The following is a 23,983-nucleotide window of genomic DNA, read 5'->3' as shown; positions in this document are numbered from 1 at the left end:
GATGAATGGAGTCGCTTGGCGGGCTTTAAAACCCGCAGGGGCAGCGCGTTATTGGCTGGATTGCAGCTGATGGTAAAAGTCAAACGTGGAACTGGTTAGATTATCACTGTATATCACCTCATCCTTTCCCTGTCGCGGGCAAATGTAGATAACATTACTTAATTTTTTCCAATCAAGAGGGACGATATTACAAAAAGGGAAAATACTCAAAATGGTATTATGGACGCGTTTGCTGAACGAGTTTTTAAACAGAGGATTGGTAATGAGGTTGACCACTAAAAGACCTGAAGGCTTCAAGTGCGAAGCCAATTGTGCAAAATAATCGGCAGTGAGCAGGGAGGCTGGAATAGTTTGTTGGTGACTGTAGGCATCCGACACAATGACATCAAATTGTTCCCGTGTTTCATTGAGGTAACGCCGCGCATCCTGACCAATAAAATGACCATTGATTTTGCCTTCAAGGAAGTGCTTTTCAGCCACGCTTTTAATTTGTGGATCAATGTCGACATACGTCACGTCATTCGCATGAGTGCCTGCTGCGGTGAGCGAAAAACCGCCAGCACCGATCACCAGTATTTTTTTATGCTGCAACTGGAGCTGGTTAAACAAGAAATGGCGGATAAATTCAATGTAGGCAAAACCCTCTTTCTTATCCGTTATCATTGAACTGCCGGATAAGTTAATCCTAAGCAGGCGCGCATTGTGAGCGGTAAGGATTTCATAATTGCCGTAATTGTTAGTTAATTTAAAAAACTGCTGTTCATAGTTCACATTCAATAATTTGATAAAATACAAAGCCAACCCCAGCAAAATCAGGGGAGGCCAGGCCAGGCCGCTTTGAGGCTTTAGCAAAATAACCAGCAAGAAAAGCAGGGCGCAATTCGCGACGACGGTCCAGGCTACGCCGGTAAACTGAAAAAGCAGGAGTGACGTCACGAGTGCGCCTGAAAAAGACCCCAGTGTGCTTAAAAACAAGGCCTTGCCGCTGATGCGGCTGACTCGCTGCTCCTGACTGAATAAATTCGTGGTTAACGGGATGGTTTGTCCAAGCCAGAAGACAACAGGCGCCAGAATGATCAGCAGGTAAAGGGTCAGGCTGGCCAGAAAGGGCAGGGACAGCCTGTTAATGGTCCAATCGAAAAAGCTGCCGATGAAACTGTAATTCAGCCCAATGCCTATCCAAATCAGGCTGACCATGAAATTGCGGTTTAACCTTTTATAGAAATCATTGGGGTGCATGCCGCCGCGCCAATAACCCAGGGCCAGAAATAACAGAAAAACCCCAATAATGATGCTGGTAATGACCACGCTGCCGCCAAAGAAAGGCAGTAGTTGCCGTATCGTTAAGATTTCGACGGAAATAGTGACAAATCCTTCGAGTAAAAGAATGGCGAGTAAGGTATGGAGCATGGTCAGGGTTTAAGGGAAAAGTTTTAAGAGTATACTCAACTATCAATCAGAAAGCATGCGTAAGACTTACCTTCGCCTTTCACGGGAAATACTGGTAAATTGAGCGCTGAAGAAAAAAGGCGGTTTCCCATTTTACGTATCAATCAGGATGATGTAGGTATGAGAATAAGAGTGCTTTGTATCGTCTCACTGGGTTGTCTGTCGGGCATGGCTTTTGCTGCCACCGGAGAACTGATGTGGGGCGAAAGTAACAGTCTCCTGCAGCAATACCAGAGTATTCCGCTTCATCGACCTTCCCTCCTCACTCCGCTCAAAAGCATGGCGGATAGCCCCTATCAGTTGCGTTTGCAATCAACTGCCCCGCAGCATGCCCGGTATCAGATTCTTTTTAAAGGCCTTCCCGTTTGGGGTTATCAGTTGATCTTTCATCAAAAGGATAACCAGCCGGTTTGGGTTAGCGGGATGAATGTCCGTGGGTTGGAGGAAACAATTAAAACGTCAAAGGGGTTATTGTCGGCACAGCAGCTTAGAAAGCGAGTGCTGGCGAAAGTCAAAGGACCCGTGAAATGGTTTCATCATCAAAAGGTTATCTACCTCGATAACCAGCAGCAAGCCCACCTCGCTTACCACATGGCTTATTACACCCATGCACCGGACCATGCGTTGCGTGCACCCGAGATGCTGGTGGATGCCAATACGGGTCTGGTATTAAAAGCATGGGATGCCGTTCATCGTGAACAATGGGGTCAGGGTCTCGGTGGGAACGCGTTCCCCTTGCCTTACCGCCCTGGGTCTTTTCAACACGGTGACGCCCTGCCCGGCTTGCCTTCGCTGGGAAAATTTGAAGTCAGGGTAAACGACGGACGGTGTTATGTCGAGAGTGATTCCTTGCGCGTCATTAACATGGCCAATTTACCACTCGGTTATGAAGCGTTCCCCATCAGTACGGAAGACGAAAAAACGTATGAATTAACCGCATTTTCCTATGCCTGCGATCCCTCCTCGTATTACCTTAATTACAATGATGCCAACACCGGGCCAGTCAATTATTCCTTTTCCCCGGTGAACGATGCCATGTACTTTGCCACACAGACGCTGGCAATGTATGAGAAGAAGTATCAGCAACGAAATCCCCTGGGCAGGGATTTACCTCTGCGGGTTTACACGCACTTGTCTGAAATGGACAATGCTTTTGCCATTCCCACGGTGTCTTTGGATGGCCGGTTGATGGCCCATCAACAAATCATTATTGGCAATGGCCATCAGTTTCTGACCGCTCCGGCACAAACGGTCATTGCCCATGAATTATCCCATAATTTTACCGCACTTCATGCGGCTTTGGTGTATGAGGGCCAGTCAGGGGCCATTAACGAAGCGTTTTCTGATATGGCAGCCATCGCCCTGCAGGACTACATACGACAGAGCTACCCCTGGTATTGGGACGGCCTGGACTGGACGATAGGGCGTGAGGCCGTGCTTGGTGGGGCGCCTTTACGTTACATGGATGAGCCGAGTAAAGACGGCATGTCCATCGAGCATGCCAGGGAGTATACCGATGATCTGGATGTGCATTTAAGCAGCGGCGTTTACAATAAAGCCTTTTACCTCCTCGCCAATAAACCGGGTTGGACCGTGCAGAAGGCCTTTCAGGTGATGATTGATGCCAATCGGTTTTATTGGTCCCCTATCGCCTATTACGATTTTGCTGCCTGCGGTGTCATTCAGGCCGCACGTGATCGCCAATGGGATACCGCTGCTGTCCGGGAGGCCTTTGCCGAGGTGGGGGTTCTTTGTCCGGTTCTCCCCAAGCCGGATGCTCAGGGTAAAAGAGCTTGAAAGATTAAATTTACACCATTGGGGATATGTTTTTTTCTAAATGACCAAACATGAAGTATAATGGCAGTCCAGCCTGAAGGGAGGATTTTCGATGGTTTATTTTATACACGGCAAGGCAAAGCATTTAATTGTTGACCTCAGACGACCCTCGCTGCTTGCCAAGTCCGAAAAGACCAGACACAGCATTATCACCGACATCCACCGCACGCTTTTTTTAGGTACACGCAACGAATTACATGCGCACCTGAAGCACTGGCAGGACGAAAGCATCCCGAATCATCTTTTCTATTGGCAGGGGGATATGAGTGCGGGCAACATTCACATGCTTTTTCCTGAGCGTGCATTCAGGAAGGCGGAGGAGTCCGATGAGCTTTTAAGTGAAACCTATTATAAACAAAAGAAAGCCGTTTCCTTCGCCTATGTCGATAAAGCCGGTGTTCCTTCAGGGTTCGGTTTTTGTTATCGTGCCGATGATCCCAGCCTTTGGTTGATTGCCATCACTAAAAACACCCACCTGCCTGTCGAGCAGCGTGAGGTCTACGTTGTAACCAGCTTTAACCCGGAGCCCTACCTCGTAGAACCTGAGAAAAGATTAACCTCGGTCTCTTCACATATGTTGTTCCCTATTACTAGAACTATTTCAAACCACATCAATTCACCGTGCATCGAGGCAATGGCTCGCAGTCTGGTTTCAGGCTTCAACACCTTTAATGTCAATGCCGGCACATTCATGCACTGTGCTCAGTATGTAACGTCTGAGACCTCCAGGTTCGAAGACAATGACGCGCTGCTGCAACTGTTGGAAAAAAACCCCGAGATTATTATCAATGATCCGCTGTTGCAAAAACTTAACAGCGTGGGCAGTCACTTAACCCCGCGTCAGGTTATTGACTGTTTAAAGCCGCAGTCATCCTTAAATAAGGTCTTACTGTCTATCCTGGATAAAAAGACCATTACGTTAGATGATCGTGAAAAAGCCTATGTTGCCTTAAGGTTGGATAAACTTGGGCTTTTGGAGCAATACGGGTGGGTGGCTGACAGTGATGCGCTGCTTGCTTTTGTAAAAAGCCTGTTAAATGAATTCGATGATCGATTGATAGAACATTTCACCACCCAAAAACAAGTTGATTTTTTCCGCTTTTTAAACCATTCCCCTTATAAAATGGAAATGGCCCGCTTGTTAATCACCCAGAAAGGCAAGTCAGTGCCTGTGGTATGGAAGGCGGTGGAATTTTTTCATAACGTTTTTTTAAAGCAGGACGATCAGTACATTCAGGCGGTTGTTTTTCAATTGCTTCTGATAGAGCCTGAGTTAACTCCAAGTCAACTGACACAGCTTATCGACAGCCTTACCCCTTCCAAATTCCTTGCCCAGGTGTTTAACCCTCTGGAATTGGCAAGTTATCTGGCTAAGCAACAGCCCTCAGACAGGCAAGTAGAACGCATTAAGGAAATGCAGGGCTATTTTGCTAATGTCTTGCCCAAATTTGAGACGGCTCAGTTGTTACGTAAAAAACCGCTGCAGCCTGATTTTCTCAAAGGTCTTGGAAAACGCTACATTGACGGTCAAGACCTCCATATCCTGGCCATTTGTGAAAATGATAATCAAATCAAGGCTTGCCAGATTTTGCTGGAGCTGGATTTTCCACCAGAAATACTGGCGTTTACGGTACCCAATGACGCGTTGGTTTTGGCCATCAATCAGTTAGATGCCTTGAATCTTAAAGCGGCGATCAGACCTCTACTGAATACGCCCCTCTTTCATGTTGTTCTCCCCGCGATGAGCACCTGGCCTTTGTTGCAGCAACGCGCATTATGGATTTTTGTTGCTCAAAAATTAATCAAAATTGAGGAGATAGACGGATTAAGGCAGCGCCTCGTTGCAGAGCCCTACCTTGCTAATCTTATCCTTGTGATGCACGAGGAAAAATTCACGCCTTCAACAATACGGGACATTAGTAGCAATCCAGTAAAATCGAGGGCCCTGAGTCTCTTAATGACATTAAAGCTGTCTTTCGATCACACAGTGCTTGATTCGCCCTTGTGTCATTTGTTGAGCTTGCTTCACAGTCAGTGTGAAAGTTCGCTCTATAAAGACGGGGTAAGGGACTATATCGCAGTTGTTTTGCCCGTTCTGTTAAAGCATCAGTTCCCGGCCCCGGTGGATAAGCCTGACACGGTTCGTTCGTTAAGCCAAATTATCAGTGACTATCAATTGGTCGCTTCTCTGGCTTCTGCTCTCGGTGCCGATTCGGCCTGGCTTGATTTACTCAAAAAGAAACCCAGGCTGCAGGCAATGGCGGTTGCTCTCCGTCAACTCGATATCGGTTCAAAGGAAGTGGAGATAACCCCAACACTGGCATCGCAGCTGTTTAGCGAATTCGCGTCCTATTTTGCCATGCTGGATGACAAGCCCGGGGATGAACTCATACAGAAGGCGGTGGCAGCACTTATAATCATTCAGGTAGACGATAAGGACAGTCCGGTAACGAATTATTTCCCCGCCTTAATAACCAAGCCCCAATTGGCTGAAGCCGTTTTAACCGTTCATAAACAAAACCTGCCGGTACGGTCGCTGTTACAGGAAGAGAATCAGGCCTCCCGCGTGGCTTTGGTCAATCGATTGGCATGCCGCGGCTCAACGAATGCGGCGCATTATGAATTGGCTATGGAAAATGATGAGGAAGGCTATGATTTTCGCAAGATCATGGACAAGGTTAAACATTTCCCGCCGCTTTTGCAGCCTGATGCTGCGCAGTTTGTTTATGAGGGCATCACACAACGTCAGACTGGCGGATTTTTTAAGCCCGGGCAGGAGGGGCAGGCGCTGGCCGGGGATGATACTTGGGAGTATGGTAATTACCTGGCGATGCGCGTGCTATTGGTCAATCGTTTTCGACAGTTGGGGCTCGATAGGTCTTTAGTCGATCTCCTGCTCGAAGAGAACGAAAAAGGCAGGCAGTTTTTTACTCTGGTCGCACAGATTGAAACCCGATTTCAGAATATCCGTGCGAGATTATCACAGCATGCCCCAGACAAACTCGCCCGTTACCTTGAGCCGGAACGTCAATACCGGACCCAACTTTACCAGATGGTCTTTGGAGCAATGAATCAGGAGCGACGCCCGGATAAAGACACCTTTTTAAAGCAGCTTAAACAGGTGGAAACTCCCCTGATGGCCATAGCCAATGAAGACAGGAACCCGCGGTTAAGAAAAACGCTGATGATCATTGCCAACATGGTGACTTTGATTTTTACGCTGACTCTTGCCAATGCTTACCATTACCGAAAAAGCGGCGATTTCCTCTTTTTTGAGCGGCCGGCCACCAGCGAAGGTATTAATACGCTGGATATTGAGCTTGCACGGACCATCGGAGCGCCAGCCGCATGAAACGAAGTGCATTAGCGATTGTCCTTGCATTGATTTTTTTGGAGTGGCTGGATTTCAGTCTTTATTTGTATTTGGCCAAATCGGTATTTGCCAAAGAATTTTTTCCACCTTCGTCGTATAGTTTGCTTCTATCGTTTGCGCTCTTTGCCGCTGCTTTTCTGGCACGACCCCTGGGCGGATGGTTGTTTGGCCAGCAGGCGGATGCCATCGGCCGACGAAAGCCCATGGTCTGGTCAGCTGGGTTAATGGGCATCGCGACGGTAGGCATTTGCTTATTACCCGACTACAACACCATTGGTATTGCCGCCGCCTTTGGACTTTTATTCCTGCGCATAGCGCAGGGACTGGCGTTGGGTGGCGAGATCAATACTTCTGCCATGTTTTTGATTGAACATCATGCGAGCCAACCGCTGCGGGCGGGAAGTCTTGTTGCCGCCAGCGGTGCGGCTGGCATGTTTGTTGGCGGGGCAATGGCCGCTCTTTTGCAATCCAGTTCTGTTCCCTGGATGTGGCGAATACTCTTTGCCAGTGTTGGCCTTTTATCGTTGTGGGTTTGCCGGCTTCGCAAGCGTTTGACTGAATCGCCTGAATTTAAAACCAATCACGCACCCATTGCCGAGATCTGGCGTAAGCATGCCCAGGGACTGATGAACATTGCTATGCTTGGCGCATTTGTCAGTGTCACTGTGTATCTCTGCAATGCCTTCTGGGTTTCCTATGCCATTGACCGGGGGCTGTGGAGCAGCAGCCAATGCGCCTGGATTGGTTCATTGGCGCAATTGAGCTCGGCCTTGCTGGCTCTGCCCTTGGCGCGCTCGGTTAGTCCGGAGCGTGTGTACCTGCTATTGCGTCTCGGTACCGTGACTGCTCTGTTGACTGCCCCTGTGTTGTTTTATTGTACTACCATTGCCTATCCCCCCGGTGTGCTCGTCGCCTTGGCAGGTTATGTGTTGACCAATGGCTTGATTTGTTCATCCATGTTTTATTTTCTTTATTTACAATTGCCGGCCCAGTACCGTTGCCGTGGTGTGTCCACTGTCTGGGCATTGGCAGCCAGCATTGGTGCGGTTAGTTTGCCGTTTGCCGAGCAGGCGGTCCAATGGCATTGGTTTTGGGTACCCCCATTATTGGAATGCGTGTTTGCCACTATTGCATTTTTATTCCTTTATAAGTCCTCGCCCAACCATGCGTCAATTGGCATAAAAACAATTTAAGTTGATTGTTATGTAAACAATAATCGCAAAATCAGGTTTTATGTCCATGGAAAATGCAAACAATTTCATGTCCATGCACATTTGTTATAGAAAATACTATTGAATTACGCCTGATTTTCTGCTTAATATGATTATTCTGCACCGACGGAAACTTAAGGAATGAGCCATGACTTTGCCAAAGAAGGCGTTACGGTATGGCCAGTTAAAATTTACCAACGACAAGACGATACCTTCCTCTGGTCATGTAATAGAAAAAGCAACTTTCGTAGATGCTGTTGATGGTGAGAAAACTGGATTTTTTAAACCCCTAAGCGGCTCTTACCCACGAGTGCTGGCTCTTTACTCTGTCGCTGTCAGCGTCGCGCTGCGCAATTCCTTGGGCGAGAGTGCGGCGGAAGAGCGGCTGGTGTACGATGAAAAGGGTGAGATTTGTGGGACCTTCTCAATTGGCCTAAAAAAATACAAGCCCATGGCCCCCTCGGGCGCTACCCTGCCTACCAATGCCAGTGAAAGGGAAGAGGTTTATCCCAGTTACAATACCTTGTTGTCGCATAATGTCGCCAAATGGCTTATCGCGGCCTGGCGGTATAAATGCGACGATCGTCATCCCGGGAATACCGACCTGGACAATATTCTTGACTACGACATGATGCTGTGGGGCATCACCTGGATAATGAAAGGCGCCCGTAATGTCGATGGAATTATCAAAGAGCATCCGGAAACCTCCATGGGCTTAAAGAGTACGGATCTTGATAATTTCCCCATCATCAATACTCGTACACACTGGCCTACCAATACCATGCCAGGCAATTTAAATCTGGCCAAACGGCACATGTGTTATCAGGCTTTTCGCGAGCTGGCCACCAATCCCTCCATCAAACTGGACTCAAGCAGCGAACCCGTAAGTTTCCAAGAGCAGTTTTTCAGTGCAATTCTGCAGGAGTTATTGACCTATGAGCCCTCAATCCTAAGAGAGCGTTTCACTGAGTATTTCGGTACGGAACCCCTAAATTACCTGTCACTGCCGGACGGTAAAGATGAATTATTATCAAAAACCTACCCCAAGCTGTTTAATGCAGAAACCGATCGTCGGCCTTTCGTTGACCATATCCTTGAGGTTATGCAGAAGGAGTATGATGAGTTTTACCGTAACACGGTTTTTTATGTTGGAAAAGAAAAAAACGACTCCGGTGTTCCGGTCATGAGTTTTCGTGATTTCCTGCAGGCGCGGCCGACTGCCTTTAATAAAACCAAAGCCTGGGCAGAGCAGGAAAATGCATCCATAGAAGAGTACTCGCAGGCGTATAAAAAGAAAGCCGAGTCAGCCCCGCCAGCAGGTGTACCGAATTATTATTGTTTACCGACTGCGGCAAAATATGATTTGGAAAGAATGCATGCCCGCTATCATCAAATATGGCGTGATGCCCACACCTTGCATTTTCAAGCCATTCTGTCCAATATTGACAAATTGTTAGAGAGCTTGTGGGAGGAGTTAACCCGTAAGACCTCCTTGGCCAGCAAAACGTTGGAAACAAGTAAAGCGTCGCCCAAACCCATGGAAGAGATTACACGCTCCATTCAGTTGTTTAAGTCAGACATCGAGTTGCCCAAGCTGGATTGCGATGAAGAAAATCCGCTCGCCCAAGGGTACATGGAATTAAAGCGGCTAAGGCAGGATTTGGGGAAATGCACTGACCGGTATTTTGACCTTCAGGCCGGGCAATTAAATGACGAAGCCAACATGAATTTCTGCATCGACATAACCCATTACTGTCACGAGTATGAAAATCGGCTTTTAAAGTTATTTGGTCAGACGCCCAGCGCAGATGCCTGGCTTAACATCATTAAACAAATGTGGGAATTTAATAATAGTTTTGGCTTTGTTCGGCATCTTAAAGGCAAGGATACACCCATTGGTCGTCAGGAGAAGCCTGAGACAACGCCCTTCGTTATGCGTAATCATACCGAAAAAGCGGTGATTTCAGCGACCCTGCACGCCTTGTTTGACTGGGCGAATGCCATTGGCCGCCTCACGCTGGATGGTTATATTGGCGAGGTGATAGTAAATCATTATGCGCCTTCTTCATTGAATGTGCTCTCCAATAAACACCGAACCGATGTTTTAAGCTATCTTAAGGACAGCAAAGAAGAAGGGCAAAACATTCTGGGGCATATTTTGGCAAAAGGCGGCACGGAGAGCAATTCGCTGAATACTCTGCTCATCCAATACCTCGTGCCCATGATGTTGACCCACCGGATTGGGCAAAGCGACGTCAATTTGTCGTCCGTTTTGCGGGCTGTGCAAAAAAAGGATTTTGAAGTCCAAACTTACGCTGCCGAAGCGCAGAAGTTTGTTCAGACGGACCCACGCTTTTCCCATCTTTATTCCGCCAAAGCCCGCCATGCGTTTCCAGAAAGCATGTATCAATGGGCAAAAAACATGGACAGAGAAGCATTTAAGAAAATAATTCGCGAAGTGGCAAAAAATTATACCCCCTACGCATTTAATATCTTCAGTGCCAGGACGCGCGGCCCTGAAGTGGAAGGATATCTCCAGGATTCAAGCAACAGCAACGAGATGATCCTAGCCAAAATTTTTTGTAAAGGCGAGCGCGAAAGCACACTCAGCCAGGAGGTCTTCAAAAAGGTGGTGGAGAGAATGCAGACGAGCGAAGGCGATTACCCTCTCGCTTGTCAAGTGACAACGAAAGAGATGCGAGCCCATTTTTTTAATGCGGTATACGATGATGCGAAATCGAGAACGTTCAACAAAACGACCACGACCACGAGTGAGTTCAGCCATTAGGGCTGACTCGCCCGGGCTTTAAGGGAGACAGCGTCTCTTTTATCTCGTGCACTAGATCGCTCATGGATTCATTATCATAATCCTGTGATGTTTTAGCTTTGTCGCTAAGGTAGTCAAACTCCTCCTGCATGCAGGCGGTTTCCTCTTGCGGAAGCAGGTGCGAGGCGGCGGATAATAAATCCGCCGCCTGCGTGGCCAGGTGGTTAAAATTCTCTTTGTTATTGGGCGTACGTCGACTTGGCGCGGGCCGCTGCCAGGCATCGTACAATAATTTCAGACCGATAAAGACTAAAGGCAACAAAACCAGCGTGCCCAATAAGACAGAAGCTGAGATAGCCGCCGCTTCCGGCCTGAGGGCGGCAGTGTTGAAAGGATTGCCTCGGGCCATGGTGTCATTGCCTGTAAGCAGAGGAGCGGTGCAGGGTTGGTTGGTTAGACAGGATGGCACCGGCCCTCGCTGTGATTGCGCCTGGAAAAAAAGCGGCGCTTCCACGCGCTGGGTAAACGATGCTTGCGGCAGCGACGGCTGTTTGACAAAAGACGAGGGCGACTGGGATGGTCTGGTACCCCAATCGACAGCGGGTTGCTCCTGTTGATTGCTCAAGATCAGCGCAGGCTTATCGGGGATGGGCAACCCATTTATTTCCTGTTGATGACCGACCCACGCATGCATGGAATCCATTAAATGCTGGACAAGCTCACGCGTGGAACTGACCATAGCAACCTGCTGGGTTTCTGTCCCTTGCTGCTTCAGATGATTAAGCACTTCATGCACCCCATCGAGTAATTCTTTACTGGCGGCGCTTAAATCCGAGCTCGAGGTGGGAAAGCGCGCGAGGTTATCCTGATTGTTGATGTAGCGGTCGATTTTTTCCGCCTTTCCGGACGTCATTCGCTCCCACCAGCTTAAATCCTGCTTATCCTGAATCAATTGATGATAAAGCCGTGAATTTGCTTCCACCACACTGACGATGTGTTGTTCCGATTGCTGAACAAACTGTTCAATGCCAAGCAGCAGATTGTTCATTTGCCTTCGTAACTGGATGAGTGTAAACACTTCACCGGCCTGGTCGAATAATTGCAACAGGGAATCCAGGATATGTTGAAAACGCAAGACTTCCTGTAAGTCGCTGATGCTCTGGCCGTAAGCGGCTTTGATGGCTGTCGAGGTTTTATCAATTAATCCCAGCGCCGGGCAGTTGTCCAGGGTATGCGGCGTCAGCTTTAATTGGCTTAATTGCGGGTTTCCGGGTTGTGCCAGGGCATCACTTGTCTTTTCGGCACAGTGTTTGGCAGAGAGGGTTGGAAACTCCTGTTTGCCTTCAATTCCTCTGGGCACCTCTGAAAAATGCTCCCAATAGGGATGAGGGTTAACCGTGCTGTCTGTCAGGGCAAAATGCAGCACCGTATGACGGAGTTCGGCCACGCGGTTTAATTGGTGCCTAACCTGTTCAAACTGCAGTTTTAACTGTTGTGACTGCTGTTTATTCTCAATGTCTTTGGCAATGCGATGTTCCAGCGTGTAACGGCAGTCGGCCAGGAACAGGCGGTCGCTTCCCTGAGTCGGTGAAACGTGTGTTTCAACCACACGCAGGTATTTATTGAGCAATTGCAGCTGTTTGTTAACAAATCGCCCATCATGAATAACCGCCATGCGGTTAAGAATTTGTACGGCATCAAGGAACACATAATTAAGCGGCTGATTCAGATGCCGGTCGTCCAATTGATTATTACGTATTAACAGGTAGTCGCCGATGAAGCGGGTCATGGTGTTTAAGGCTGGCCAATGAAGCTGGCGGTTTATCAGGCCAATGTGAAAATCATCACGGCTTAAACCCTGTCTCGGGCGGTATTCGTTGCCAAAAATCCAGGAGCCTTCATTGACATTTACCAAGGCTACCTGATTATCAGGGGAAAACCAGGCCATGTCAGTGCGCAACAAGTCAGGGTCGAGGCCGCTTTGGCTGCGGGCAGCGAGAATGGCCTCTCGCAAGTGCAGTTCTTCCTGGGTGTAGCAGGATTCGTCATGCAGCGGACGAGTAAAAAAACCAAACCGGGCTTGTGGCGGCATGGCGCGATAGGTGATTTGATGATGCCCTTCCCGCATAAATCCTCCCTGACGTCCTATAGAGCAATAACCATCCTAGTTGAGCTCCATTCCATTCATTTGTAGAACCAATTATTAATTAGCCATATAATTATCCAATTGTAAAATGATTTCTAAACCAGCATTCACAATACGCTATAATTCATGACAAACAGCGTATTTTCAGGGTATATTTCCTCATCCTGCTTTTTTTAATAATACCCATGTCCCGTGATTTTCTAAAAACCCTGCCGCAATTCATTGCGCCAAAACACACCTTAACTTCCATGGCAGGTAAGCTGGCGGAAGTGAAAGTGCCGGCGGTCAAAAATCGTCTCATCAAACGCTTTATTGCCAAATACGGTGTGAACATGAGTGAGGCATGCGAGGAAAACCCTGAGAATTATGCCTGTTTCAATGATTTTTTTATTCGTCATTTAAAGCCTGATTGCCGCCCGCTGGCGGACGCTGACATTGTGTCGCCTGTGGATGGCGTGATCAGTGAACTGGGCCGTATTGACAAGGGCCAGTTACTGCAGGCCAAAGGGCGTTACTATACCGTGGATGATTTCCTGGCCTGCGAGCCATCGCGCTATGAACCCTTTGTGAATGGCCGTTTCGCTACCCTTTATCTGTCGCCTAAGGATTATCACCGCATTCACATGCCGATAAAAGCGACCTTGCAACACATGATCTATGTTCCCGGGAAATTGTTTTCTGTACAACCCGCGACCGCCAGAACCGTGCCGCGCCTGTTTGCGCGCAACGAGCGCCTTGTTGTCTTTTTTGAGACACCGGTGGGGTTGATGGCCATGGTCTTAGTGGGGGCTGTCATTGTGGGGGCGATTGGCACGGCCTGGGAGGGCGATTTAAAGCGCCTGCATCAGGTGCAGGAATTCAGCTACGCTGACAGCCCCCTTAGCCTTGAGCAAGGGGAAGAAATGGGTTACTTCAAGCTCGGGTCAACGGTGGTGCTGATGTTTGCCAATGGTGCCAAAGTGGACTGGCTTCCTTCACTTAAGGCTGGTGACGGTATTCGTTATGGCGAAGCGCTAGCGACTATTTCAACTTGAAGGATTGGTGCATTCAGGGATAGTCGGGTTTATCCCTTCGGCATTCGCGAATGATCAGGCGCTTCTATTTCCTGTTTGCTGGCTTCTTCGGTGTTGGAGGGGCCTTGCCGGGACTTCGCTTCATCCACCAGTCCTGAGTATTTTTCACGCCAAAAAAGATTTTTATGATCACTGTCTGGCTTTTTATCCGTTGTTGCCTTGCGTTGCTGCCACAACTGCTGCCATTGCTTATCCTGCCAGAATGGTTTGACCGTCTTAAGCACGTAGCCGTTTTCCGAGGGGATTAAATGCACAAACTGGAAGGTGTCATTGGCCGTCTGGCTTAAGTCTTTGCCGAATTCATGAGCCAGTTTGTAACATCGGCGTAATTCTGTCAGGGTCACTCCCTTGGCGAATGGATCATCATTTCGTTCTGCTATCCGTGGTAGTTCATACTCGCTCTCGGCGAAACCAACAACAAACAAAAGTGGGATGATGGGCTCGTTTTTAAGCTGCCGTTTAAAGTTTTCAAGGACTAAATCATTGAGAATGTATTTAAAGTGGTTATACATGGTGTAGTGAGTTCGCGTATCCATGACCTCATTTTTTTCAACATAATCGTCGGAATGATAGGCTTTCATACCACTGATACGATTAATGGCTTCGCACAGCTCAAGGTATTTAAATTGCCCGAAACCGTACACGACCACTTCCTTGCTTTCACCACAGATTACCTTTAACGATTGCTCATCGACGTTCATACTTTGACCAATTGGAGCTTTCTATGCTCAGTATAGGTCAAAATAATCTCAGGTTGCAAAAAAAATGCTTATTTTGGCTGCCCACCTCTCAAGGGAAAAGCCCTGCGAGTATGGTTCATTATTCAAAAAAATGTTTTAGGTGTTTCGCGCCCTTTTCTTGTGATGGATTTCTAACGCGAGCGGTTGCAGAAGGAATAAAAGCGATAGTTATTTTCGTAGCGAATATTATCGAATCGTTTAAGGCTTAATTACGAGGTATAAAATTGAAAAAAGGCCGTACTCATTTTAACACGATTTAACGTATTGAAATCAGTCATTGCGGATGTTAAATCCATTAATGGTACCGAGAAGAGGACTCGAACCTTTTTGTAATGTATTGATTTTATTGGTTTAGAATAATATGGACTAAAAACTTACCCAAGTTCTTACCCAACATGGTGTTATGATACCTGATTTGAACGATTACGAAAAGACGTGAATGATTACACAAATTGCGTGTTCCAAATATACATCAAATATTTTGAATTGACGTAAGTTTGGAACATTTAACTTAGTAATAAAACCCAATTGACTTATGTGGGTGTTATTGCTAAGTTAAATAGATGAAACCTAAAAATGCTCTAGAAAAAATAAAAACCTTACTTTTAGCTACCAACTTCACTGCTAAAGAAGCCAAGCAATGTGGTGTGAGTGTAGAGACCTTGGCTTATTATACAAAAGCTGGCCAGATTGAGCGATTAGGCAGAGGGCTTTATAGGGGCATCCATGCACCTATCATACAAAGCTTTCAATGGGAGGATTTAGTTACTGCTGTCAGAAGCGTAGAAAATGGAACAATATGCCTTACGTCAGCATTAGCACTTTATGAACTAACAGAGGAAATTCCAAGACAACATTGGATAGCCATAAGCCACGGCACATCCCATCATGCCAGCCCTATGGTGAAAATTATCCGCATGCGTAACCATTCGCTAGGAAAAACAACCATTGATATTGATGGGGCAGTTGTTTCCATTTTTGATAAAGAACGTACTATTCTTGATTCCTTTCGCTATTTAAGTAAGGAGACAGCGTTAAAAGCGTTGAAAATGGGCTTAGAGCAACCACACGAAAAGAGAATTGATATTAACAAACTCCGCTCGTATGCAAAAAAAATGAAAATTAACATAGACTCTTATTTATTGGCGTTAACAGTATGAATGAAGCTGCGTTAAAAGCGAGATTAAAATTCATCGCTCAAGAAAAATTAAAAACATTTAACGAGGTATGGAAACAGCTTCTATTAGAGCGTTTCTTAGCAAGGCTTTCTCACTCAGCATACCGCGAGCAGTTTATCTTTAAAGGCGGGTTATTGTTAGCTCAATACATGGATCTTGGACGAGAAACAACCGATATTGACTTTTCAATGACCAAAATGAAAAGCGAGTTTTCAACAATCGAGCAAGCACTTTGTGACATAGCATCTGTTGCTATAGATGACTCATTTCGTTTTGAATGGGGAAGCATGCAAATACTATCACAACCTCATATGGAATATACCGGTTTCCGTGCAACTTTACAGGCTTATTTTGGCAACATGAAAGATAAGATCCACATTGATATTGGTGTCGGGGATATGGTGGTTGCAACTAAAAAAGATTACCGGCCTTTCGAGTACAATGGCAAGCCTTTGTTTGTGGGCGAAATAACAATGTTGGTTTATCCCGTAGAGTCTATTTTTTCAGAAAAACTGGAAACCATCATATCTAAAGGCTCTAATAACAGCCGGATGAAAGATTATCATGATGTCATGTTAATGATAAAAGAACCTGGCCTTTTAAACCCGATAACTCTTGCAGAAAAATTACAAGCCACTTTCAAACATAGAAATACCAAATTTACTATCCCTATTGAGTTTGACAATACAGAAATACTCCAATTACAAAATTTATGGGCTAATCACCTACGAGGCTTAGGAGATATTCGAAAAAAATTGGACTTGCCTGATCAAATCAGTGACCTTCTAGCTGAAATTAACGGTTGGCTGAATAATTTGCAAAAAACTATTGATGCCATGAAAGAGGCTGAATGTAATCAATTGAAATCCTTTAACACAGTGCAATCGCTCATGGAGGATTTAAACGATAACAACGATTGAGCAAATAAACTAATTTCAAATACATCATTGCAAGACTATAAAATTATTCGTTGTAATATCTGTTGAATTGAACTTTTTTTGGGCGTATAGAGTCTACCTAGTTTGTTTTTCCAATTGTTCTTTTAACAGCTTACTTTTAGTAATAATATGATCAATAAAATCACTTGCTATTGTCCCCAATTTTCCTCTGTTATTTTGAATTTCAATTGGAATTTCCCCAATTTGGATTTGTGGATTGATATATTCAACAGATAGGCGAATAAACATTCCAACAAATTCATTGATTAATCCTTCATCCTCTTCGCTGTCAATTAAGGAATAGTTCTCGGAAATTAGCTTAAAAATCAATTGATTATTTTCAATCGCTTTATCAAAGTAGTAGTTACTTAATTCAATTGTAGCATTTGACTGGGAGTCTACTTTGCTCTGGACATCTAGAGATTGAGAGAACTTGTTAGGTACAAAATAATCTTGATGCTGTTGTATTAAGCCCCTGGAATTTTCAAGATAAATAAGTGTACAACGCATCAAAAACGCCAACGGGCCGTATAGGTTGTTTATTTTATGCTCTAGGCGAGCTATTCTGTTGTTTCGCTTATTAATATGATTTGTATTCCAGGCTGTGACTATTGCTCCAGCTAATGCCCCTGTTAGCAATGGTATTAGAATACTCACAATAGCTCCCATAGCGTCCATGATGATCTCAGTTAATATTGAATTTCTATTTGTATAGTATAGGTATGGGTAAAAAATAAGCCATTCAAATAGTTAGACACAACCCGATGTTCGCTCATAATCATTCCGGTATTATGGGTGGCTTTGTTAAATTTAAATATGTTTCGACAGCATCTTTACTATTAACGTCGATGAATGGAACTGAATACATATTTACATTATCTTGCTTAAGAGGAAAATTTTTAATTAATTTAACAACCAGTAAATATAAAGCAATGAAACTATCCATCATAGGTTGTAATAGAGGTGTGGTTAAATCGTTATCATTAATATGTTGAGGATGGTATTCTCTGTGAATTAAATATCTATCTCGATAATCCTTCGTCGCACTGTGATAAATGACAAATTCTTTTGGGCTCATAGAAATAGCCGATAAAATGTGGTTTTTCAGACCATCTAATATTGAGTCATTAGTAGGTATGATCGTTCTAAGAAGCTCGCTAATCGAGTTATGTTTTAAAAGATTTTGGTAATGTAGGGGTTCTTTTCTACTACCAAATATTGCACACCAATCCCTAACAGCAGAATCATAATACGCATTAACTGTCACAACATACCAATCATTGTTTTCATTTTTAAATGCTTCGTCTGTACCCTCAATGTATCTTTTATAAAAAATGCACTGAATGCCATTTCCTACAACCTGTATCATTTGCTTTAAGATTCTTGATTCCTCCTGAGGAAGAAATCTAGTTTGTTTAATGGGGGTGGTTTTGCTATTCATCGTTCCCTCGGTACTGTAGATGAAGCCCTTAAGTTACAATATAGTTTAAATTCTGACCTATCCCCTCAATTAGTACCAGTTTCTCGATGAGAAAACCAACATTAAGCCACCTGTTGAGCAAAGTCCACTGGTGGAAAATAATTTAATGCACTATGTGGCCTCACATGGTTGTAATGATGCCGCCATTTACCAATTTCAAAACGCGCCTCTTCCAATGTTCTAAACCAATTTTGGTTGAGGCATTCGTTACGGAATTTCCCATTAAGGCTTTCAACGAAACCGTTTTGTGTTGGTTTGCCAGGCTGGATAAAGTTCAACCGTACATTGGTTGATTTAGACCAGAAAAACATAGCCTTAGAGGTAAATTCGGTGCCATTGTCACAGACAATCTGTTCAGGGTAACCGCGCTCTTCACCAAGTTGTTCTAAAAAGCGTGTAACTTGTTGTCCAGAAATAGAGAGTGCAACAAGTTGCCCCAACAGTTCGCGGTTAAAATTGTCAATGACGTTCAATACACGAAAACGACGACCACTCGCCAATTGGTCCGAGACAAAGTCCATCGACCAACGCTTGTTCTTCTGAGTTGGCACATCCATAATCAAGCGAGGACGTTGGAGTTTTTTTCGTGTTTTAGTACGAATCTGCAGACCTTCCTCAAGGTAAATCCGATAGGTGCGCTTCTTGTTCTGAACTAAACCTTCTCTTCGTAACAAGCTATGCAGCAACAAATAGCCATAACGAGGATATTGAACGGCCAACTCTTTCATACGTGCTTTCAACCCATCATCCGAGCGTTTTTTCTTTAGGTAGCGGTACGCCGTGCGACTTAGCCCAACCAGTTTGCAGGCAACTCGCTCACTGAGCTTAAAGTGAGTTACCAAATGCTTTGCAACACGTTTCTTACTGGTGGGCTTTACCACTTTTTTGAAACAACGTCCTTTAGCGCTTCATTCTCCAGTAGCTTTTCTGCAAGAAGTTTTTTCAGCTTCTGGTTCTCTGATTCCAGCTCGCGTAAGCGCTTCGCTTCGTTGACCTCTAAGCCCGCATACTTGCTACGCCAATTATAGAAGCAACCGCTTGTTATCCCCATACTACGACAGATATCACCAACCTTAGCGCCAGCCTCATGCTCTTTGATTGCTTTGATTATCTGCTCTTCGCTGTAACGTCTTTTCATTTTGAGTTCTCCATTGTCACAATTTTAATGGATTTCTCATCTTTGTCATGGGCTTATTTTTGGGGGATAGGTCAATTCTACCCCCAAATTCTAGTCACACTAGAATATTTCGCATATTTTCAAACCAGCAGCCACAAGTTAGTATTCTTGTTGATACTGTTTATCAAGTGAAGCTCGAAGTTCGAGCAATTCTTTCCTCAATGCCTCATTATTTTCCAGATCCTCTTGTTGCCGAACCTCTCCATAAACTTTTGAGACAAGTTTACTAGCAAGCCATTTTCGGGTATCAATACGCAATCGCGAGCGTGCTATAAATACAGAGTTACAACTCGAACTACCATCATCATGCGTTATTTGATCAAGTGAGCTATCATCAGCAATATCTAAAATTTCATCGATTAATGCCTCAACTTGAAACCGCTTCGCACGCGCGTATTGGTCGGAAAATTCAGGGTATTTTTTCAACCAAGTAAAAATAGTATCTTTATTCGGCCAATCTGGATTTTCTTCGCATAATTTTTTTACTCCCTTTCCATTGCTGGCTATTGCTTCACAAATCTTATTAGCTATGTCAGGAGAATATTTAGTTGGTCTGCCAACGGTTTTTTTATTCATAATACCCCTATTATCCTTATCCGCAACAACGCCACATCTAATGAATTTCTGTATTATCTGGTGGCGGATATTTTTTTGTTGCTGCAACAACTATAACAAGCGACACACTTTTTGCTTTATAAACTCTAACTTGTGGCGCAATCAGCCTCATATGGTTGAAGATAACATAAAAAAGCTTCTTCGAATTGTTGTCTTTCAAATCCTTTTGGGGTTCCAAAATTAATACGCACACTCTTACTTTTAATGGAGTATCCTTTCAGTAACGATGCCATCTGTCTTGGAGTAATTGCAGTCCCTCGATTAAATGTTGCCCAAGGCTGTTCTTCATCGACACATAGAGCAGCAATTAAGTCTGCGGAACTAATTCGAACTAGATTTCTATTTTCAAATATAGTTCTAATGTTAGACAGTAACTCTAATCCAAATGAAGGAGTTGAAAACGTATTGTTTGAAATTTTTATTGCTGCGTCACGCGCACGTTTTGGCCAATCAAAGCCAGCCAAGTCAGCTATAGCAAATAATGGCTCCCAGTTGTCCTGCTCCCTATCATTTAAGCTAGAAGGTAAATTGGGCCTGGCTTGCTTAATAAGCTCTTGGCAATCTTCTGCAAATATTGAAAGTCTTTGTGTTAAATTATCAAAAATATCTGTATTGATATGCCTTAGTCTTTCTACTTTTTCATGTGACAGCTTACGTCTCAAGGATAAAACAATGGCCCTATCCATGATGGTGTCAGACAGGTGCCCTATTCCTGCGATTGCTTTTGCTCCCCAAACACTAAATGAGTAAGGTTTAAATTCTTTACCAGAGATACGTATTACAAATGCTGAATCTCTTGTGTGGCCACAATTGATGATCCCTCTCATTTCTTCATTTTCTTTTAGAAACGTATCAGCTTCATCAATCAAAATGGTGGGTTTCATTTCCTCTATTACTCGGTACAACGCAGCAGGACTAATATTCGAAGCGGGCAATGGGTTTTTAACTAATCGGTTAAATAGAAATAGTAACTGAGATTTCCCGCAGCGTTTTTCAGGAGCAGTGATAACTGCAAGCGGAGACACTTGAATGGAGTCCATGAACCAAGTCATTGCAATCCACAAAGTCGCAGCTATCACTGTTTCTTCAGGGCATACGATGACTCTCTTTATAATCCTCTCGATATCAAGTAATAAAAGATTTGGTTTTAGATCATGCGGTATAGTGCTATTAACTTCATTCGGGGTAGGGCTTATGTTTCTGGTTAGTTTTTTACTGATGTGTAAAAGTTCCTCTACGTCTTTTTCCCCATGCAAAAAATCCTTGATGTTTTTTAAATTTTCATTGCCATTGTTAGAGTTATGTTCATTTAAATGCTCTTCATCTTCTGTATCTTTAACTGTTTCTATATAATCTGACATGTGTTTTTCCTTAACATAATCTATTGGTTAACACTATTTATTAGAAAGTAGAGGGGTGTTAACCAGAATTCTTCATCCTATTGATAATTTCTCTGCCCAAGCTTCAATTTCTTTTCTAAGATACATAGGCCGTTTACCGAGAGGATTTCTTGGTTTAGGAAAATCAGGGAGCCTGATCAGCTCATAAAATTTGGTTGTGCCAACACCCAAAAGTTTTTGTGCTTGGCCCGGATATAGTAATAGCGGTTCTTGTTTCATATATTCACCTTTATAAATATTTATGACTTTTCTTCTGAATCTTTCTCAAGGACTCCAAAGAATTCTATTTGATGAATATGAAACAAAAAATTGTTTGGAACTTAAAAAAATCCCCCCAGAGAAAACGATATTTAATAGAGCAAAATGTATTTAAATTAATGAGATTTTTCCATCCTTCCATTTTTTATAGTTTTTATAATAACGAAGTACCATTTCCCGGTCTGGGATGTTTGTTACTATCATGGCAAATTCAATAATAGGATTTTTATTTCCTCTTCCTACCTTTAACGGAGCTTTTAACCCACACTCTTCGGCATAACTAAAAACGGAAATGAACCCAGTTAGCTTAATTTTTTCTTTATTTAATACCGGATTTTTCTTCAAAGATAAAAAAGTCAAAGTTTGCTTTAATTTTTTGATTTCTTCATTCATTGCAAGAATGAGAACATCATAATTACAATTGTTTGCAGCTAACGGGTTAAAGTTGTATGGATTATTCATCTTCATTTTTTCTAAGGCAGCCAACCCTTTTTTTAAATTGGAAATGCACATGATGATACTATTTCGTTCAAGATCAATTTGTATTTTGGTTACATCATCATATTCTAAGCACCACTTATTCCAAGACTGAACGCTCTTGTACAACATATCTATAGGCAACGCATATCCAAATAGTTGACTGAGTTTTCCGTAAATCTTAAAAATACGCTCCTTTGCCTGAAGCGACTCATCGGCTTCGAGATTGCCTGTTAATATTACATCCATGCTGAGCCCCCCCCTTTCAAAGATTCCTAGTCAGACTTTCTTGTTGCACATTAGAAATTAACCAACTGCTGTACCAATCCATCAGTTGTCTACGTTCCTGTTTAAAATCCGCGCGAAGATAAACACCCCGTACACCCTGTACTTTGTGCGCAAGTTGAGCCTCAATAGCATCACTTCTAAAATTCCCCTGTTCATGTAATACCGTTGATGCCAGTGCACGAAAACCATGCAAGGTATGAAGTTCTTTATACCCGGTATTATGGATAAGTTTACGTGCGCTTGTTTCGCTAATAGGTTGAGGTGTTTTGCTAGACGAGGAAGTAAATAGATAGGGTGTAAAACCAGTAATTAGCCGTAATTCTTTAAGTAATTCTAACACTCTTGCAGATAAAGGAACCCAATGTGCTGCTGCCATTTTCATACGTTCGGCCGGTATATTCCATTCTGCTTGTTGCAAATTGAATTCAGACCATTGAGCAAGTCTTAGTTCTGATGGCCTTGTAAAGACATGAGCAAGTAACTCCGTATAGATTTTGACTATTTTTCTACCAGGAGTGTTTTTAATAATAGCTAGCATTTGATGTGCTTCATCAGGATGTATTGCTGGTTGATTAGTCACTCGTGGCTTGGGGGCTAATGCTTTTTTCAGGCCAATAAAGGGATAGTTATCTGTAAGGGATGCGCCTACAGCAAATGCAAAAATCGTTTCTAATCTATCATGTAAACGGTGAGCTACTTCATGATGACCTTGCATTTCATGTGGTTGAATGATTTTTAAAAGTTCTGTTTTAGTCACTTCATCGACGGGTTTATCACCAATGAAAGGATAGATATGATTAGTAAGGCTCTTGTAGTGGCGATTACTAGTAACGGGTTTCCATCGATGTGTGTTTTTTTGATGCCACTGTTCTGCTACTTCTCGAAAGGTAAGTTTGCTTTGCTCATTAATCTCGCCTTTTCTGGGATCAATTCCTTTATTGAGTAAGTCACGAAGTGAGGTTGTTTTTATCCGGGCATCTGCCACGCTTAGGCTTGGATAGTTGCCTAAGGTGATTGTCTGTGGTTTCTTTTCCCATTGGAAGCGAAAAAGGAAGACCTTTTTTCCACTTGGCCTTATTTCCAATACTAACCCATCTCGATCAGCATGACGCTTACCATCTTCTATTTTTAATGATTTGACCTTTGCATCTGAAAGCATTTGTAATTCCCTCAACTAAGCAGCAACTTTGGATAGAGAGAGATAAAAAATCTTACCCAAGATCTTACCCAAAGTACACGCGGTTATATACGAAAAATAACGAATAGTTGAGAAAGATTTGAGAGGAAGAAGTCAGTATTATTACAATATAAATCAAGGTGTTACGTACTATTTTGAACTATTAAAAACTGTTGTAAAATAGTTCAATGGTACCGAGAAGAGGACTCGAACCTCCACGGGGTCACCCCCACTAGCACCTGAAGCTAGCGTGTCTACCAATTCCACCACCTCGGCATAGGACGGTAAAATACTCAAGAACGTTGGGTCTGTCAATGATTATTCGAGTATTTTATGAAATAAAGTGTTTTTCTGTCTCTCTATTACCCATGTATTCTTGTTATAGTTGAATTTTTAACAA

General features: G+C 43.9%; 18 protein-coding genes and 1 tRNA gene. 7 read left to right on the top strand and 12 right to left on the bottom strand.

Annotated elements, in window-relative coordinates; all coding sequences use genetic code 11:
• Positions 1-48: 48 nt before the first annotated feature.
• Complete coding sequence (locus DYE45_RS14230) at positions 49-1,410, bottom strand: fused MFS/spermidine synthase (RefSeq protein WP_108290980.1); 1,362 nt, start codon at positions 1,408-1,410, stop codon at positions 49-51.
• 159 nt (positions 1,411-1,569) lie between these two features.
• On the opposite strand from DYE45_RS14230, the gene DYE45_RS14225 reads away from it, so the two are divergent.
• From DYE45_RS14225 to DYE45_RS14210, 4 genes are all read left to right on the top strand, one after another.
• On the top strand, positions 1,570-3,246 hold the full coding sequence (locus tag DYE45_RS14225; protein ID WP_160160740.1) for a M4 family metallopeptidase: 1,677 nt from the start codon (positions 1,570-1,572) through the stop codon (positions 3,244-3,246).
• Positions 3,247-3,337: 91 nt separating this feature from the next.
• Positions 3,338-6,637: a hypothetical protein gene (locus DYE45_RS14220; RefSeq protein ID WP_115301029.1), complete on the top strand. Its 3,300-nt coding sequence runs from the start codon at positions 3,338-3,340 to the stop codon at positions 6,635-6,637.
• Entirely contained in the window at positions 6,634-7,851 is a 1,218-nt protein-coding gene (locus DYE45_RS14215) for an MFS transporter (protein WP_115301028.1), read from the top strand. Before DYE45_RS14220 ends, DYE45_RS14215 begins: the two co-directional genes overlap by 4 nt.
• A gap of 166 nt (positions 7,852-8,017) precedes the next feature.
• Complete coding sequence (locus DYE45_RS14210; protein WP_115301027.1) at positions 8,018-10,657, top strand: hypothetical protein; 2,640 nt, start codon at positions 8,018-8,020, stop codon at positions 10,655-10,657.
• On the opposite strand, the gene DYE45_RS14205 is transcribed toward DYE45_RS14210, so the two are convergent.
• Positions 10,647-12,764, bottom strand: coding sequence for a hypothetical protein (locus DYE45_RS14205; RefSeq protein WP_115301026.1), 2,118 nt, complete (start codon positions 12,762-12,764; stop codon positions 10,647-10,649). The genes DYE45_RS14210 and DYE45_RS14205 overlap by 11 nt on opposite strands.
• 203 nt (positions 12,765-12,967) lie before the next feature.
• On the opposite strand from DYE45_RS14205, the gene asd reads away from it, so the two are divergent.
• Positions 12,968-13,816 carry an archaetidylserine decarboxylase gene (gene asd, locus DYE45_RS14200; RefSeq protein WP_108290970.1) on the top strand — a complete coding sequence of 283 codons (849 nt, stop codon included), beginning with the start codon at positions 12,968-12,970 and terminating at the stop codon, positions 13,814-13,816.
• A gap of 29 nt (positions 13,817-13,845) precedes the next feature.
• Here the strand turns inward: asd and DYE45_RS14195 are convergent, their stop codons facing one another.
• On the bottom strand, positions 13,846-14,556 hold the full coding sequence (locus DYE45_RS14195; RefSeq protein ID WP_108290968.1) for a hypothetical protein: 711 nt from the start codon (positions 14,554-14,556) through the stop codon (positions 13,846-13,848).
• 602 nt (positions 14,557-15,158) lie between these two features.
• Here DYE45_RS14195 and DYE45_RS14190 point away from each other — a divergent pair.
• Together DYE45_RS14190 and DYE45_RS14185 are read left to right on the top strand one after the other, a co-directional pair.
• A complete protein-coding gene (locus tag DYE45_RS14190) occupies positions 15,159-15,755 on the top strand; it encodes a type IV toxin-antitoxin system AbiEi family antitoxin domain-containing protein (protein ID WP_115301025.1) in 597 nt (198 codons plus the stop codon).
• The gene (locus DYE45_RS14185; protein WP_115301024.1) at positions 15,752-16,693 is read left to right on the top strand and encodes a nucleotidyl transferase AbiEii/AbiGii toxin family protein; all 942 of its coding nucleotides are present in this window, start codon (positions 15,752-15,754) and stop codon (positions 16,691-16,693) included. Before DYE45_RS14190 ends, DYE45_RS14185 begins: the two co-directional genes overlap by 4 nt.
• A gap of 93 nt (positions 16,694-16,786) precedes the next feature.
• Here DYE45_RS14185 and DYE45_RS14180 read toward each other — a convergent pair whose 3' ends face one another.
• From DYE45_RS14180 to DYE45_RS14140, 9 genes are all read right to left on the bottom strand, one after another.
• Positions 16,787-17,389: a hypothetical protein gene (locus tag DYE45_RS14180; protein ID WP_115301023.1), complete on the bottom strand. Its 603-nt coding sequence runs from the start codon at positions 17,387-17,389 to the stop codon at positions 16,787-16,789.
• A 100-nt stretch (positions 17,390-17,489) separates the two neighbouring features.
• Positions 17,490-18,152: a hypothetical protein gene (locus DYE45_RS14175; RefSeq protein ID WP_115301022.1), complete on the bottom strand. Its 663-nt coding sequence runs from the start codon at positions 18,150-18,152 to the stop codon at positions 17,490-17,492.
• Between the two features lie 101 nt (positions 18,153-18,253).
• Positions 18,254-19,329 (bottom strand): IS3 family transposase gene (locus tag DYE45_RS14170; protein ID WP_115300371.1). Its coding sequence is split into 2 segments (ribosomal slippage): positions 18,254-19,080 and positions 19,080-19,329, totalling 1,077 coding nucleotides; the frame shifts between segments, so codons are not numbered across the junction.
• A gap of 138 nt (positions 19,330-19,467) precedes the next feature.
• Positions 19,468-19,944 carry a terminase small subunit-like protein gene (locus DYE45_RS14165; RefSeq protein WP_115301088.1) on the bottom strand — a complete coding sequence of 159 codons (477 nt, stop codon included), beginning with the start codon at positions 19,942-19,944 and terminating at the stop codon, positions 19,468-19,470.
• 125 nt (positions 19,945-20,069) lie between these two features.
• Positions 20,070-21,344 (bottom strand): DUF3631 domain-containing protein, encoded by a 1,275-nt coding sequence (locus tag DYE45_RS14160; protein ID WP_115301021.1) that lies wholly within the window; start codon positions 21,342-21,344, stop codon positions 20,070-20,072.
• Between the two features lie 72 nt (positions 21,345-21,416).
• Entirely contained in the window at positions 21,417-21,602 is a 186-nt protein-coding gene (locus DYE45_RS14155; protein WP_115301020.1) for a helix-turn-helix transcriptional regulator, read from the bottom strand.
• 150 nt (positions 21,603-21,752) lie between these two features.
• Complete coding sequence (locus DYE45_RS14150; RefSeq protein WP_115301019.1) at positions 21,753-22,367, bottom strand: hypothetical protein; 615 nt, start codon at positions 22,365-22,367, stop codon at positions 21,753-21,755.
• A gap of 16 nt (positions 22,368-22,383) precedes the next feature.
• Complete coding sequence (locus tag DYE45_RS14145) at positions 22,384-23,565, bottom strand: tyrosine-type recombinase/integrase (RefSeq protein ID WP_115301018.1); 1,182 nt, start codon at positions 23,563-23,565, stop codon at positions 22,384-22,386.
• A gap of 207 nt (positions 23,566-23,772) precedes the next feature.
• Positions 23,773-23,859 (bottom strand) — tRNA-Leu (locus DYE45_RS14140).
• Between the last annotated feature and the right edge of the window lie 124 nt (positions 23,860-23,983).

The organism is Legionella taurinensis (genome assembly GCF_900452865.1).
GTDB classification, from domain to species: Bacteria; Pseudomonadota; Gammaproteobacteria; order Legionellales; family Legionellaceae; genus Legionella_C; species Legionella_C taurinensis.
The sequence above is the reverse complement of the archived record's forward strand: the minus strand, read 5'-3'. Positions and strand labels throughout refer to the sequence as shown.